14 protein-coding genes are annotated in these 15,008 nt (G+C 59.8%); 8 read left to right on the top strand and 6 right to left on the bottom strand.

Going from position 1 to position 15,008, the window contains the following annotated elements; genetic code table 11:
* The first annotated feature begins 157 nt into the window (after positions 1-157).
* Positions 158-592 (top strand): HPP family protein, encoded by a 435-nt coding sequence (locus NEZ08_RS07765; protein ID WP_298105972.1) that lies wholly within the window; start codon positions 158-160, stop codon positions 590-592.
* Positions 593-607: 15 nt separating this feature from the next.
* On the opposite strand, the gene fixJ is transcribed toward NEZ08_RS07765, so the two are convergent.
* Both fixJ and NEZ08_RS07775 read right to left on the bottom strand, forming a co-directional pair.
* On the bottom strand, positions 608-1,216 hold the full coding sequence (gene fixJ / locus NEZ08_RS07770; RefSeq protein ID WP_298105974.1) for a response regulator FixJ: 609 nt from the start codon (positions 1,214-1,216) through the stop codon (positions 608-610).
* The gene (locus tag NEZ08_RS07775) at positions 1,216-2,649 is read right to left on the bottom strand and encodes a PAS domain S-box protein (protein WP_367278385.1); all 1,434 of its coding nucleotides are present in this window, start codon (positions 2,647-2,649) and stop codon (positions 1,216-1,218) included. The genes fixJ and NEZ08_RS07775 overlap by 1 nt, the downstream gene beginning before the upstream one ends.
* Before the next feature lie 412 nt (positions 2,650-3,061).
* Here NEZ08_RS07775 and NEZ08_RS07780 point away from each other — a divergent pair, with 412 nt between their 5' ends.
* Complete coding sequence (locus NEZ08_RS07780) at positions 3,062-3,817, top strand: CBS domain-containing protein (RefSeq protein ID WP_298105978.1); 756 nt, start codon at positions 3,062-3,064, stop codon at positions 3,815-3,817.
* Positions 3,818-3,931: 114 nt separating this feature from the next.
* Here NEZ08_RS07780 and NEZ08_RS07785 read toward each other — a convergent pair whose 3' ends face one another.
* Positions 3,932-5,275, bottom strand: a complete 1,344-nt coding sequence (locus NEZ08_RS07785) for an LLM class flavin-dependent oxidoreductase (protein WP_298105980.1) — start codon at positions 5,273-5,275, stop codon at positions 3,932-3,934.
* Between the two features lie 263 nt (positions 5,276-5,538).
* Between NEZ08_RS07785 and NEZ08_RS07790 the strand changes: the two genes are divergently transcribed.
* The 5 genes from NEZ08_RS07790 (at position 5,539) to NEZ08_RS07810 (ending at position 11,001) form a co-directional block, all read left to right on the top strand.
* Complete coding sequence (locus NEZ08_RS07790) at positions 5,539-6,255, top strand: hemolysin III family protein (protein ID WP_298105982.1); 717 nt, start codon at positions 5,539-5,541, stop codon at positions 6,253-6,255.
* Between the two features lie 137 nt (positions 6,256-6,392).
* Positions 6,393-7,451, top strand: a complete 1,059-nt coding sequence (locus NEZ08_RS07795; RefSeq protein ID WP_298105984.1) for an AI-2E family transporter — start codon at positions 6,393-6,395, stop codon at positions 7,449-7,451.
* Positions 7,452-7,476: 25 nt separating this feature from the next.
* On the top strand, positions 7,477-8,628 hold the full coding sequence (locus NEZ08_RS07800) for a glycosyltransferase (RefSeq protein ID WP_298105986.1): 1,152 nt from the start codon (positions 7,477-7,479) through the stop codon (positions 8,626-8,628).
* Positions 8,625-9,755: an AI-2E family transporter gene (locus tag NEZ08_RS07805; protein WP_298105988.1), complete on the top strand. Its 1,131-nt coding sequence runs from the start codon at positions 8,625-8,627 to the stop codon at positions 9,753-9,755. The genes NEZ08_RS07800 and NEZ08_RS07805 overlap by 4 nt, the downstream gene beginning before the upstream one ends.
* Complete coding sequence (locus NEZ08_RS07810) at positions 9,733-11,001, top strand: class I SAM-dependent methyltransferase (RefSeq protein ID WP_298105991.1); 1,269 nt, start codon at positions 9,733-9,735, stop codon at positions 10,999-11,001. Before NEZ08_RS07805 ends, NEZ08_RS07810 begins: the two co-directional genes overlap by 23 nt.
* Before the next feature lie 73 nt (positions 11,002-11,074).
* Here the strand turns inward: NEZ08_RS07810 and NEZ08_RS07815 are convergent, their stop codons facing one another.
* The 3 genes from NEZ08_RS07815 to NEZ08_RS07825 all read right to left on the bottom strand — a co-directional run bounded on the left by NEZ08_RS07815 (position 11,075) and on the right by NEZ08_RS07825 (position 13,471).
* Positions 11,075-11,491, bottom strand: a complete 417-nt coding sequence (locus tag NEZ08_RS07815) for a hypothetical protein (protein WP_298105994.1) — start codon at positions 11,489-11,491, stop codon at positions 11,075-11,077.
* A 179-nt stretch (positions 11,492-11,670) separates the two neighbouring features.
* Positions 11,671-12,720: a hopanoid-associated sugar epimerase gene (gene hpnA, locus NEZ08_RS07820; RefSeq protein ID WP_298105995.1), complete on the bottom strand. Its 1,050-nt coding sequence runs from the start codon at positions 12,718-12,720 to the stop codon at positions 11,671-11,673.
* A 40-nt stretch (positions 12,721-12,760) separates the two neighbouring features.
* The gene (locus NEZ08_RS07825) at positions 12,761-13,471 is read right to left on the bottom strand and encodes a phosphorylase (protein ID WP_298105997.1); all 711 of its coding nucleotides are present in this window, start codon (positions 13,469-13,471) and stop codon (positions 12,761-12,763) included.
* A 392-nt stretch (positions 13,472-13,863) separates the two neighbouring features.
* Between NEZ08_RS07825 and hpnI the strand changes: the two genes are divergently transcribed.
* A partial coding sequence (gene hpnI / locus NEZ08_RS07830) for a bacteriohopanetetrol glucosamine biosynthesis glycosyltransferase HpnI (RefSeq protein WP_298106001.1) occupies positions 13,864-15,008 on the top strand: 1,145 nt, incomplete at its 3' end.

The following is a 15,008-nucleotide window of genomic DNA, read 5'->3' on the forward strand; positions in this document are numbered from 1 at the left end:
CGCCTTGATATTCGTCAAATACCGGCTGTCGCGCCGAAAGCCACACCTGTTTGATCTCAATCAAAATTGCTGGACGCAACTAGCCGGATAGTAATGTCACTCCATTTCTTCACATGAGGCGACGATGGAACACCTTCAGCAAATGGTTCGGGAAGTCATGTCCCGCCCCGCCCGGACTGTTGCTCCCGAAATGACGCTTGGCGATCTCTTGCGCTTGTTCAGTTCGAACGACTTCGACGCCTATCCGGTCGTGCGTGGTGAGACCCTCGTCGGGATCGTTTCGAGGGCAGATTCCATCAAGCCCTTTGTCACGAAGGCCGTGAGCCGGGCACTCGAAGCCGATGCGATCATGGGAACGACCGTCGAACAGATCATGTCATCGCAAATCGCAACGGTCGAATTGGACGCAACCCTCGGGCAGGCAATTGATGCCATGAGCGTCCATGATTTTGAAAGCTTCCCCGTCGTCGATCGCGAAAATCGCGTGAAGGGCATTATCGCTCGGGATGACGTGGTTCGTGCCTTAGCGCGCTGCACCTGGCGCACGTCATTGCCGCTGGATCTCCGGCCCGCAGGGTACGCGATCGCATAGTCCGCAACTTTCCGCTCAGAGTCCCGCGGCCAAGGCGATACGCATCAATTCGGATACGCTACGGGCCCCGGTTTTGGCCATGAGATTGGCCCGGTATACCTCGACCGTCCGCGGGCTGATGCTCAGCTCGTGAGCGATCACTTTATTTATCTTTCCGGCCACAAGCCCCTGCAAGACGTCGCGTTCGCGGGGCGACAGCTCAGCCAGCCGCGCCTGCGCTTCCGTTCGTGCCGCACTATCGCCTTGGCTTTCCGGACGAGACTCCAACGCCGAGCGAATAGCGCCAAGAAGGATCCCGTCATCGAACGGCTTCTCGATAAAATCGACAGCCCCTGCTTTCATCGCCTCAACCGCCAGCGCCACGTCGCCATGCCCGGTGATCAGGATCACCGGGCATGAAATGCCGTCAGTTTTCAGCTTGCGGACAAGCTCGATACCATTCATCCCCGGCATCCTGATATCAGAGACGACACACGCCGGAGCGTTGTTCATGGCTTTGGCGATAAACGTATTCGCCGACTCGAAAACCTCGGCCTGAAAGCCGTTCACATCGAGCAAGAAGGCCAACGAATCGCGCATCGCGGCGTCGTCGTCGATCACATGGATTACTGTCTTGTCGGCCATTATCCCGCCTCCGGTTCTGCAAACGGTAGCGTGAACTCGAAAACGGTTCCACCACCCTCGTTTGGGCGCGCGGAGATGCGCCCGCCATGCGCCTCAATAATGGTTCGGCAGATCGAAAGGCCGACGCCCATGCCGTTCGCCTTGCTGGTGATGAACGGCTGAAACAGGTGTTCGGCGATTTCCGGACTGATGCCGCTACCCGTGTCCGTTACCGAGAACAACGCAAATTCACCGTTGCGCTTGGCATCAATCGCCAGTTCGCGCCGGCTTGTTGTTTCCATCGCTTCAATGCCGTTTCGGATCAGATTAAGTGCGACCTGTTGGATCTGGATCTTGTCGACGATGACATCGGGAAGCTCGCGATCACAGCGAAGCGATACCCGAACCCCCTGCTCTCTTGCGCCCACCAGCGCAAGAGCAGCCGCTTCCTCGATCAGCGTCGCCGGGTTTTCCAGCGTCTGCTGGGTTTCGCCCTTTGCGACGAACTCCCTGAGGCGCTTGATGATGTCGCCGGCACGAAGCGCCTGATTTGAGCTGCGGTCAAGTGCATCCCGGATTCGATCCTTGTCGACCGGCTCACCCTTGAGAAGCGTTGCCGCCCCGCGCAGGTAGCTGGTGATCGCCGACAAAGGCTGATTCAATTCGTGCGCCAGCGAAGACGCCATTTCTCCCATCGCGGTCAGGCGGGAAACGTGAACCAACTCCGACTGGAGTTCCTGCATGCGACGCTCCTGGCTTCGCCGTTCCGTCAGATCGCGAATGAATCCCGTGAAAAGTTTTTCAGAACCGACCTGGGCCTCGCCCACGGCCAATTCCATCGGAAAGGTCGAGCCGTCCTTTCGTTCGCCGACCACAATTCTTCCAATTCCGATGATCCGACGCTCGCCAGTATCCATATAGCGTTTCAGATAACCGTCGTGCTCTTGCCGATAAGGCGACGGCATCAGCATCGAGACATTTTTCCCAATCACCTCGGCGCCGGACCAGCCGAACAGACGCTCAGCCGTCGAACTGAACGACTGCATCGTGCCCTTCTCGTCGATGACGATCATAGCCTCCGGCACAGTGTCCAGAATGGACTGAAGCTGAGCCTGCCGGTAACGGGCGTCCTCCGTTCCGAGCAGCAGCCGGTTTCCAATATAGCCGAGAATGGGCCCGAGGACGGCAAAGACCGCCAGATCGACCAGGTTTTCCGGATTTGTATAGAGGCTGTTTCCGAGAAAGTAGGCGCTGATTCCCAGACAAAGGACGGTGGCAAAAAGAGCCGGACCCGCCCCCCCGGCAAAGGCCGCATAAACAATGACCGGAAGGTAAATCACCGGAAAAGAACGGTCTTCAAAGTAAACATGAAGCAGCCGCAGAGCGAGAAACGCGGCCAGCGCGCCCAAGGCCGCCAGCCCGTAACGAAGCCAGAACCGGCGCTGTCTGATCATCGACAGAGCCGATCCTTCCGAAATCGAAAAGCAATTCTTCTATGGTTCATCTGATTCTCGTCCCCGACGACAGCAATGGGGACTGTGAAGCCACCCGCTGCAACTGATAGCATGAACGGATCATAGTGTATTCCTGGGCTGATCGCGGGAGTCTTGGTTAAGTGTCAATTTCCGAAGGCAGCCATGGCAGAACAGCTACAAAATTCAACATCGCGGAGCTAGCCTCTCAACTTCATTGATGCAGATCAAGAGGGCACCTTTTGGTCGCTTGCGCCGGCCTGCAAGCCCGGGGCTCAAGAAGCGTAAGCGCTGCAAGCCTCGAGCCGGCCTTGACCTGAGCCGGTTGACCCGGATCAAAGAGCAGCCAGCCGAACTCCTCTATTCTTGATATATCTAAATCGGAGGATTGCCGTTGCGCGCCCACGAGATCATGTCGCGACATGTGATTACCATTGCTGCCGATGCCTCGGTGAGCGACGCGGTCAGAACCATGCTGTCTTATCGCATCGGAGGATTACCCGTTATCGACTCGTCCGGAAAACTCGTGGGCATGCTTTCGGAAGGTGATTTCATCCGGCGCGTGGAGCTTGGTACAGAAAAACGGCGAAGCCGCTGGCTCTCGGCGTTGCTTGGCTCTGATCAGGTCGCGGTTGATTTTACCCGCCAGCATGGCCGTAAGGTGAGCGAGATCATGTCACCAAAGCCGATCACGATCGAAGAGAAAACAAAGCTCGAACAGATCGTCCGGCTGATGGAATCCTGCAACATACATCGCTTTCCCGTGATGCGCGGTGACGAGATCGTCGGAATGGTGACACGTGGCGACTTTCTGACCGCCCTCGCAAATCGTTCTCTCGATTCGGTTGGTTATTCGGATGACGACGATCAAATTCGCGAATCAGTGGTCGAAGCCCTGTCGCACGCCTCCTGGCGCCCATGCGGTTTGAACGTCACTGTCCATGAGGGCGTGGTCACGTTGAGGGGGACAGCCCGGAGCGACAAGGCACAGACAGCTACGGTGGTAGCCGTCGAGAACATCCGAGGAGTCAAACGGGTCGAGAACCGCCTGTTGAAAGTCGACTATCCTCCGCCGGAGGAAGATTACGGTGGCGGAGATTTTGTCTCCCTGCAATCGGAGCCGTCTACCGCCGATGACGAACCGCTCTGAGCTAATCAAGAATTCACCGATCCAAAGCGCGTCCGCGTCAATTTCACGATTGGCTGCGGCAACCGGCATGAGCGGCGGCAGTATCGGCAGCCATTGATTTTGCTCGGCGATTCTTCAGCGCAGGCTCGCACGAGCCGGCGGCTTCGGCAGCCCAAGATTCTCCCGCAAGGTCTCGCCCTCATAATCGCGGTGGAACAGGCCGCGCCGCTGCAACTCCGGAACAACAAGGCGCACGAAATCGTCGTAAGTACCAGGCACATGGGTCGCCGCGATCACGAAGCCATCGCAGCCGCCACCCGTGAACCACTCCTCGAACCGGTCCGCAACCATCTTGGGCGAGCCGACGAAGGTCGGCATCTCGCGCAACGTTCCCCTGCCGCTGAACTGGACGAAGTCCCGCACCGTCGGATTGGGCTTGCCGCTGGATTGGATGACGCGGTCGCGAACGGCTTGCAGGCCGCTGATCGACTGCAACTCATCTGATGTAAATGGCTCGTCTATCGGCTTTGTCGCGAAGTCGAAATTGAGCACCTCCGATAGCAGCACGAGTGTATCGATCGGTTTGGCCAGTGCATCGACGGCAGCGAATTTATCCTCGGCCTCTCCTTGCGTCTCCGCCACGACGGGATAGACAGCGGGGGCGATGCATGCATCGCGCCCCTTCTCGGCAAATGCACGCTTGAAATCCGGATACTGCTTCCTGGCGACGTCGAGATTTGGGTAAACCACGAAGATCAGTTCGCCCCATTGCGCGGCAAACTGCCGGCCACGGCCGCTTTGTCCGGCCTGGATGATCACCGGATGCCCTTGCACCGAGCGCGGCACTGTAAATGGCCCGCGGGATTTGAAGAAGCTCCCTTGATGATCGAGGCGGTGCACTTTCGAAGGATCTGCAAATAGTCCGGCTTCGCGGTCGAAGCATAGGGCATCTTCTTCCCAGCTATTCCAGTGCCCGAGCACCACTTCCATGAATTCATCGGCGCGGTCATATCTCAGATCGTGGCCGAGATGTTTCGATGCACCAAAATTTGCAGCCTCGGAATCATTCAGCGAGGTGACGACGTTCCAGGCCGCGCGACCATTCAGCAGAAGATCCATCGTCGCGAACACCCGCGCGACATGGAACGGCTCATAGTAGGTCGTCGAATACGTAACACCAATGCCGAGCCGGGTGGTCGCAAGACCCATGGTCAGCGCGACTGCAATCGGATCAAGCTTGGCGGCGCGAATTCCGTGGCGGATCGTTTCCCTGAAATCGTCCCCGTAGCGATCCGGTATCGCAAGGCGGTCGTCAAAGAAAGCCAGATGGAACTTGCCGCGCTCCAGTGTGCGGCCGATATCCTCGTAGTACTCGCGCGAGTACCAGTTCGCTTTCGAAGAGGCATGCCGCCAGGACGCCGGATAATTCGAACAATTCTGGGCCTGCAAGAAGCCGATCAATTTCATCTGGCGCGTCATGTGCCGTTCCCCCGTTCCGTCTCGACGGGCAACAGGCCATCCAGCGACGACCGATGTCCCCCGATCTGGAAGAGCATATTTCCTTTGGTACGGTCCTTCCAGAGCGGCCGTTCGCCCTTTGCTCGAGTCCCCGACAACCGACGGTGCAGGCCATCGCGATCGTGGGCGGGATCACAAGCAGCCGCACTCCCGCACGTCTTCACGAGCACAGGAACGTTCGATTGCTGCGAAGATTGGTTCGGTGGGATCGGATACCGAATGTCATGCGAGCATCTACAAACGAAATTCGCGAAATGGCGCTGCAGGGCCCGAGTTGCCGCGACCCGGGCGCAATTGACTGGAACTACACCCGGGCCGAGACGATCGCGGACCTCGCAATCCATGTCGTTGGCCTCTGCTTCGGATTGATCGCCGCCGGCTCGCTTCTTGTGCACGCTGCGCTGCACGCGCCAACTATGAACATCGTCGCGGCTTCGATCTATTCGCTGGGCCTGCTTTCGGTTCTGACATTCTCCGCCGCTTATAATCTGTGGCCGGTTTGTCCCGTGAAATGGTGGCTGCGACGGTTTGATCAGTCGGCAATCTACCTCCTGATCGCGGCGACCTACACCGCGTTTGTCGTGGATACGAAGGCAGGCACGACGGCAGTCTGCGTCCTGATCGGGATATGGTTTATCGCAGCATTGGGAATTTCGGCCGCCTTAGCCTTGCCCGGACGCTTCGACCGCATTGCAATCGGTGTTTACGTCGGCATGGGGTGGAGCGTTGGCGTTCTATGGAGCGTCAAGGAGGTACCCCTACCGTTCGGGGCCTTTCTGCTCTTGGTGGCCGGAGGCGCGCTCGTCACGGCAGGCTTGATATTTCATGTCTGGCACGGGCTGAGGTTTCAGAATGCGATCTGGCACCTTGTCGTACTTCTCGCAATCGCCTGCCAGTATGCGGCCGTGCTCAGCGTCGTGACGAGCCAAGCAACAACGTAGGCAGCCGATGGCCGGGTGCGTTTGCGTTCACCTTTTGGGCGCTGGACGCTGCCCCAAGGTGAGACGCGTGCCGCAATAGGAACGTCCGTTCTTCCTCGACGGTTGAAACGAGGGCGAAAGAGCTATCCCACGCCGCAATGAGAGCAGCGACAGCCGAGTTTGTGAAGCGGACGGCAATCGCGGTTGCGCTTGCTCCGCTCCCGTTCCTCGCCTGGTATCTTCGGGACTTCTTTCTTGTGCTGGTCGGCTCGCTCCTCGTGGCGATGCTGTTGCAGCTCGTGAGTGAGCCGCTGGTGCGATGGTGCAGGCTCTCGGACGGAATGGCCTTGGCAATTGCAGGGCTGATTATCCTTCTCATCGTTGCCGGGTGCGGCTATCTGTTCGGTACCCAGCTCACCGCCGAGTTGCAGGATGTCTTCAGTCGCGCCGATGCCGCGACAAAGACGATTTCCCAAGAACTGCAGCACTCGCAAATCGGCCGCACTGCGCTTTCTCACCTCGAGGGCGGCAGTTTCTCGCTTGCCGATTTCGTTGGAAGCTTTGTCAGGCTGAGCGCGCATCTGATCGAGGCGACCATCTTTACGATCGCCGCCGGCGTCTATCTGGCAGTCCAGCCAGCGATGTATCGCCGGGGCGCCTCCCAGCTGTTCCCTCCTGGTCGACGGCCGGCCGTCGAACAAACGATTGAAGATATCGGACGCGCTGTCCGTTTGTGGTTGCTCGGACAGATCATTCAGATGTGCGTGATCGGCGCGATCACGACAGCCGCGGTCTGGCTGATCGGCCTGCCCTCGCCGCTTGCGCTGGGCGCCATAGCCGGTCTGGCCGAATTCATTCCGTATCTCGGGCCGATTCTGTCGGCCGTACCTGCCGTCCTGGTTGCCTTCACCAGCGGGTTCTATCCTGCGCTCTGGACCATCGTCGCCTACATCATCATTCACCAGCTCGAAGGCAATCTGATCGTGCCGCTGGTCCAGCGGCGGATGGTCTTCATCCCGCCGGCCGTATTGCTCCTGAGCATCGTAGCGGTCACGGAGCTATTCGGAATGGTCGGCATCATCTTCGCTGCACCGATTGCCGTAATCGCCTTCGTCGCAGTCAAGAAGCTTTACGTCCGCGACGGCCTTGGCGTGCCCACGGAGCTCCCCGGCGAGCGCACGGGGCCAAAAGGAACCTATTCGTCTGCCCACCATTGACGCGGAATATAGCCGCCGGTGAGCAATGGAAGTCGTCCTATCCTTTGGCTGGATGGCGCTTGTGTTCTGGTTGATCCTCCGCGCCCATGGCCAACGCAATCTGCTGCCCGCGCTGCATCCAGCAGCAACGGTCATTCGCGATCCCCCGAACATCTCGGTGATCGTTCCGGCCCGGAACGAGGCCGGCAACCTTGCGCGTTGTCTCGACAGCCTGTTGCGTCAGGACTATCCCCAAGAGCGGCTCAACATCATCGTCGTCGATGACGATTCCACCGATAACACGTTCGCTATCGGCAGCTCTTTCGTCGGCAAATCCCGCAGCCTCAAGGTCATCCGGTGTCCGCCCTTGCCGCCGCAATGGTGCGGAAAACCGCACGCCTGCTGGACCGGCGCACGGATGTCGCGCCCCGACGACGAATGGCTTTGCTTCATTGACGCGGACGTTGAGGGCTGCGCCAAATTGATGAGAAGCGCGGTCGCTGCCGCTAGATCGCAAGATCTCGCCCTGCTGTCGCTCGCGCCCAGGCAGCGGCTCGGCAGTTTCGCCGAGCGTCTCATCATACCATGCGGCTTATTCCTCATGGCATTCTCGCAAGACCTCGAAACCGTTCAGTCTCCGCACAGCAGCGACGTAACGGCCTGCGGACAATTCATGCTTGTGCACAGACAGGCCTACGAACTGGCCGGCGGTCACGCCGCGGTCCACGGCGCGATCTGCGAGGATCTCGAACTGGCGCGGCGGATCAAGAAAGCCTGCGGCAAAGTCATGTTGCAGGACGGCAAGTTTCTGCTGAGCGCCCGGATGTACACGGGATGGAAGAGCCTGTGGACGGGCCTTTCCAAAAACCTCGTTGAAATGCTGGGTGGCCATGCCGCAACGGTTATCACCGCATCACTTGTGCTGCTGCTATCGCTGGCCAGCATCATGCTCCCCGCGGTCGACGGACTCCGTTGCGCGAGCGGTCGCGCGCCGGATTGCGTCGCATTGGTGCCCGCTCTCGCCGGAACGGCCGCCGCCGCAGGCCTGCATATTGCCGGCGCGTTGTATTTCCGCACCCCGCTCTGGTACGGCCTGATGTTCCCGGTCGGATATACCGTCGGGGCATGCCTTGCTCTGGACAGCCTCCGACGTCACTGGCGCGGCAAGATCGTCTGGAAGGACCGGAGCTACCCGTGAACCAGCGAGCGCTCAGCGCACGGCCGCAAGCCGACCACGAACATGTCAGCCGGATTTCGACCGGCACCATTCTATTCCTGATCACCGCCGCTGCGGTGACGCTCTATGAGCTCCAGCTTGTCTTGATACCGTTCGTCATCGCGGGGGTGATCAGCTACATCTGCGCGCCGGCGATCGCCTTCGTCAGCACCCGGAGTCATGCGCCCCGCCTGGCTGTAGCGATCTTCGCCTTCCTGATCCTGGTCGCACTCGGCGCCGCTATCGGCTTGCTCGGAATTCCGCCCCTGGCCCGCGAGATCGCACGCGTGGCAACGCATCTCCAGGAAACACTGGACCGACTCGCCGAAGCGATCTCCGGCGGCGCCAGCAGCATGCTCGGCCAGCATCTGAATACCGAGCAGTTGGCCAAAGAAATCGGAGGGGCTGTTCGCAGCTGGATCGGTAATGCGCGGGTGCTTTCCCTGTTGGCAGGGGGCGTATTCGTGAGCGGTTTCGGTTTCGTGCTTATGCTCGTTCTGCTGTTCTTCTTCATGATTAGCGGTCCCTCAATCGTTCGCGGGCTGATGTGGCTCGTCCCGCCAGGCGAACGGCCGCTGATCGAAGACCATATTCTCCTGCAGCTCGATCCGGTGCTGCGGCGTTATTTCATCGGCGTCGTCGCCGTCGTGTGCTTCGCAGCCGCGTTCGCCTATGCCGGACTGGGACTGGTGCTTGGCATCCCCCATGCCGTGTTCCTCGCGCTGGTGACAGGACTGCTGGAGGCAATTCCGATCGTCGGCCCGGCGATCGCGGCGGCGATCGCAGGCCTCGTCGCTCTTCAGCACAATTCCGGGCTTGGCGCGATCATCGGGTACGCCGCATATCTCACGGCGCTTCGGCTATCGATCGATCAGCTGTTCGGGCCGCTTGTGTTGGGCGCAGCCGGCCGGGTGCATCCCGCGCTCGTGATCTTCTGCTTTCTTGCCGGTGGCACCCTGTTCGGCGTCGTCGGGGTGATCACTGCCGTCCCTATCGCGCTCATCATCAAGACAACACTGTCCGTCCTTTATGACGATCCGGTGAGCTCAAATCACCGGCATAGGAGCGAACGTAAGGAGACAACTGATGCTGCGAAATCGTCTTCTTGACTCGATGCGCGCCGGCTTCGGCAGTGAACCGCCTCGCTTGCGGCTGGTATTTCCCGACCATGAAAGCTATGAATTCGCGCCCGACCCGGCCGTGACCATCACTTTTCATTCGGCTGCCCCTCTCAAGGCGATGATCAAGGGTGACTTTGCCCGCGCGGCCGACACCTACGTGGCCGGCGACATCTCAGTCGAAGGACCGATTGAGCTAGTCCTGACCACGGGAGTTGCGCTCGCGGAGAAGCTTGGACGATTTCCTCCGCTGCGCGGCATGGCGCGCATCGCTACCTTGCTGCCGGCGGTGAACTCCAAAAATCGTGACGCCGCCAATATCAGTCATCATTATGACGTCGGCAATGAGTTCTATCGGCTCTGGCTCGACGAGCTTATGGTCTACTCCTGCGCCTATTTCCGTGCAGGCGACGAGGACATCCACACGGCCCAGCGCCAGAAGCTGGACCACATCTGCCGCAAGCTGCTCCTGCAGCCCGGCGAGCGATTGCTTGACATCGGCTGTGGATGGGGCGGCCTGTTGCGGTGGGCAGCCGAACGGTACGGCATCAAGGGCATCGGCGTCACCTTGAGCGAACGACAATATTCGAGCGCGCGCGAAGCTGTCGCTTCGTCGGGGCTGGACGACCGGCTCGAAATTCGCCGAGGGCACTATTTGGACCTCGAGGACAGGGACGGTTTCGACAAGATCGTCTCCGTCGGCATGTATGAACATGTCGGTTTGCGCAACCTGCCTGCATACTTCCAGGCCGTCGCCAGGTTGCTCCGGCCGGGCGGTGCATTTCTCAATCATGGCATCGTGTCGACTGATGCGGCCGGCCGTCCCCGCGGCCCGCCGGGCGGACGCTTCATCGATCGCCACGTGTTTCCCGGCGGCGCCGTGCCGCATGTTTCGCGCGTGCTGATCGAGCTGTCCAAGGCCGGTCTCGAGTTCGCGGACGCTGAAGATCTCCGTCCTCACTATGCGCTCACGCTGCAACACTGGAGCAGGCGTCTAGAGCAATGCCGCGACCAGGCCATCGAAGCAGCCGGCCCGGAAGCGCTTCGTATATGGCGGGTTTTCCTTGCCGGCATGGCCTACGCCTTCGATCATCGTTGGCTCTCCGTCGCCCAGGTACTCTCCTACAAGCCCCTTGTGAGCGGAGAGGTCAGGCGTCCGTGGACCCGCGACTATCAATACCGGAGCGACACCGATTCATCGACGACGCCGATTGCCGGGAAACTCGAGTGGACCTGATCACGATCGCCCGATCGATTTCCGATCACGCGGGTGACGCCCGCACAACGACAGTGGAACGATGATGTTGAACTCACTGGTTTCGATGATCGATGGAGCGCTTCGCGCCAGGCAGGAGATATTTGAGTACAGCAATAACCCGCATTGCGTCTTCCGACTGCAGCTTGGTGCGGCAACCAACGACATTGCCCTGTCCGATGGAACCCTCGTCCCCGTCGGTAGCCGCCTCATCAACCTTCATCTTTGGAACGAGCACATCCCGCCGTTCCCTGCCCGAGGTCCGACGCTCGGTTGGGCACGCGGAATGTGCCGCGATCTCGAAACTTCCCTTGAAGAGCTTGCCGGATTCCTTGCGAGCAATTCCGCTTTCGACGACATTGCAGCCGTCGGGGGAAAGATGATGTTCGGTTCGACCGAGCAAACCCGGCTCGTGGCGCACTTTGCGGAAAGATATGGATTCGTCCGCGCCTTCGACCGTGCGGCTGATCACTCAATCGCTGAATGGTTGCATCTCGTGGGCGAAAACATCCTGGTCTCGATGATCGTGATCGCCCAGAATCCCGCGGCGTTCAGAACCGATCTGTTTCATCGTGATCGCGTACAGGTCTACCTTCACCGGGCTGAGCTTGTCAGGCGCTTCGGGGCGCCTCGGAAAACCGCGCTTGCCTTTCAACTAAATGGCAAGCGAAACATGCCAAGCTTCGGCTCCGCCGCGGGTGCCCCTAAATAACCGTGGTCGCTGAACCAGGCGACCGCGTCGATCAAAGCCTCCCTATGCGGCCGTGCGCGATATCCGAGTTCCTGCTCTGCCTTTGCGGACGTAAAGAACATCCTGTGTCGGGCGAGACGAACGCCAGCCCAGGTCGCGAGCGGCTCGTCGCCGGTCAGATACGACCGCGCCTCGCCGGCTATTGCGGCGGGCACGGCGGCGTACCAGGGAATGCGAAATTTTGGGCATTTCCGGCCAACAGATCCGGCGATTTCAGCCAGCAATTGCGAGAATGCGATATTGTCGCCGCCGAGAATGTAGCGCTCGCCAACCCTGCCCCGCCTGAGCGCTGACAGGTGCCCGCTCGCGACATCATCGACGTGCACGACATTCAGCCCGGTATCGACATAGGCGGGTATTTTCCCCGCCGCTGCTGCGACAATGATCTTTCCCGTCGGCGTTGGTCTGATATCGCGCGGGCCGACCGGCGTGGACGGATTGACGATAACGGCCGGCAAGCCCTCTTGCCGGATCATATCGAGAACCAGTTGTTCAGCGACCACCTTGCTTTGCTTGTAGGCTCCGATCGCGCGTTGAAGCGGCAGTCTATCCGCCTCGTCGGCGGGCGCGCCGTCATGTCTCGGCTCCAGCGTTGCCACGCTGCTCGTATAGACGATCCGCTCGATGCCGGCACGCGTTGCCGCCTCCATGAGGTTGCGCGTCCCGCCGATATTGGTTTCGTGGACTCCGGCGCCGTCCCTGAGCGCCAGCCTGTAGTCGGCCGCCACGTGAATCAGATTTCGACAGCCGACGCAGGCCGACCGGAGTGAGGACTTCTCTCTCAAATCGCCTTCGACGAACTGTGCACCGCGCGAAGCCAAATCCTGGTACCTGCTTTTCGGCCGGACGAGGGCCCTCACCTGCAGGCCCTCGCGCAGCAATGCGCGCAGTACGGCAGATCCAACGAAGCCGCTGGCGCCGGTGAGTAACACGTCGACAGATGGGTTCATGGCAGTTTCTCCTGGCTCGCGGAGGTGCGCGGCATTTGCGCTACAGTTCGATTGCGTGAACACTCGCGCCGAGGACTTCGGAACAGTGCAGAAGGGCCCTGCGCGCCAGCCACCAGTCCGCCGAGAGCCTGATCATGTCGAGCGCGTCCCACGGACGCCCAAGCAACAGGCGACTAACTCTCCAGCGGCTGGTTGCGCCGTCAGGCGAGATGCAGGCAAGAGCTGTCGGCGGGATATTGCGCCCTGCCGCATCGATGATGACACGGAGCGCTACGAAACGCATCGAATTGGCCGCAGCCAGGCGAGCGATCAGGTGGGATTCCATGTCCGCCGCCAATGCGCCGGATCGCAAGTGCAGTTCGCTTCGCCTTGCGAGGGCCGCTATCGGCAACTCCACTCCGGCGACCGGCCCGAACACGGCGGTCGGAAGCGCGGAGAGAAGCCATGCCGACCACAGATCATCTGTCGGAATGCTGCCGCTCGGTCCGATGATTTCCGACCCGACCACGATGTCGCCGGATCGCAGTGCCGGGACCAGCCCACCGGAGACCCCGTAGCTGACGATACCTCGACAGCCGTCTGCGGCCGCCTGCCCAATGAACTCTGAAAGATCAGCAAAGCCGGGCCCCCACGCTTCCCGTTCGAAATGCCGTGTGACCGTTGCGGCCTCGACTGCCAAAGCGGCGCAGACCATTGCCCGTCCGGCCTGAGCGGCCGTTCTCGGACCCCGATGAAGCCTTGTTATCGGCATGCCTGGCCAAGTGCGAATGGAGCGATGCGCGATCAATTCTCCAAGTCGCTTGCGAGGGTTGCTCTAAATCACTGCTGATCGCGACTGTTTCATTAACGTCACGGGCAATGCTTCGTTTCTATTTGGCGTGGCCGACAAAAGTAGCTGATTTCACGACCAATCCCTTCTTCGGCCTTTAACATGCGTTAATCCAACATCTCAGTCGTTCGGAAAGGCGTGTTTTTGGAACGGTCGGAAGCCGCTTACGTTCGGTTCACTGAAGCGCGCGCGGCAGCCGCGAATTCGATCTCCTGCCGCGAGTGGCCGGAAACAGCTGTCACCTTGCTCAGTCGCGCTTTGAACCGCAATCTGCCAGATGAGACAAAGTCCGTTTGAAAGCCGTCATTTCGATCATGCCAGCCTTGAGCGAGACCATCCATTTCCTGAGAGAGACCTGCATAGCTGGAGTCATCCTCGGCATCGTCTACAATATTCTCGCCGCCATCCTGGCTCCGCGGTTCAATCGACCATCGAAGCTCGACGGATATTCATCCCGGCCGGTGACGATATTGAAGCCGCTGCACGGAAGCGAGCCTGGCCTGTTTCCAAGGCTCATTTCGCTTTGCAAGCAGCGGCACGAAGGAGAAATACAGCTCGTCTGCGGGACGCAGCAACCTTCCGATCCAGCAAACCAGGTGGTGCGGCTGATCCAGAGATTGCACCCGGCCATCGACATAGATCTGGTAGTTGACGAACGTTCGCGCGGCGAAAATCCGAAAGTTGCCAATCTCGTCAATTTGGAGATGAAAGCCCGCCACGAGATCATCGTCATATCCGACAGCGATATCGTTGTGGAGGATCAGTTCGTCGAGCGTCTTGTTGCCGAGCTCGATAACAGTCAGGTCGGAGCGGTCACGTGCCTCTATCACGGAATAGCAGCCGGCGGCGTCTGGGCTCGGGTTTCCGCACTCAACATCAACGCCCAGTTTCTTCCAAACGTCATGGTCGCCTTGACCTTCGGCGCAGCCACGCCTTGCTTCGGTTCGGCGATCGCGATCCGAGCAGATGTATTGAAACGTATTGGCGGCCTTACATCGTTTCTGAACGAGCTTGCCGACGACTACGCGATCGGCAAGGCCGTTCGCGCCACCGGATTGGACGTCGTTGTCCCTTGTTGGGCGGTCGGCCATGCCTGCTTTGAGCGGAGCTTTCGATCGTTCTGGGAGCACCATATGCGCTCTTCCCGGACGATCCGGTCGATCGACCCGGTCGGGTATGCCGGGATGATATTCATGCATCCCACAATGCTCGCTTTGATAGCGGCATTGATGGGTGCATCGCATCCGATAGCTTTGCCCGGCATCGCATTCGCCAGCCGCGTCATCTTGAATTTCAGCGTCGAGCGCACCTTCAAGTTACAGTCTCACGCTCTTTGGCTTCTGGCACTCCACGACATGATTTCATTTGCAGTTTTCGTGTGCAGCTTTTTCGGTGCAGCGGTCGAGTGGCGCGGCCAGAATTACCGAGTGTTCCGCGACGGCAGTATTGAGAAGGACGG

Source organism: Bradyrhizobium sp. (genome assembly GCF_027451485.1).
Classification (GTDB): domain Bacteria; phylum Pseudomonadota; class Alphaproteobacteria; order Rhizobiales; family Xanthobacteraceae; genus Bradyrhizobium.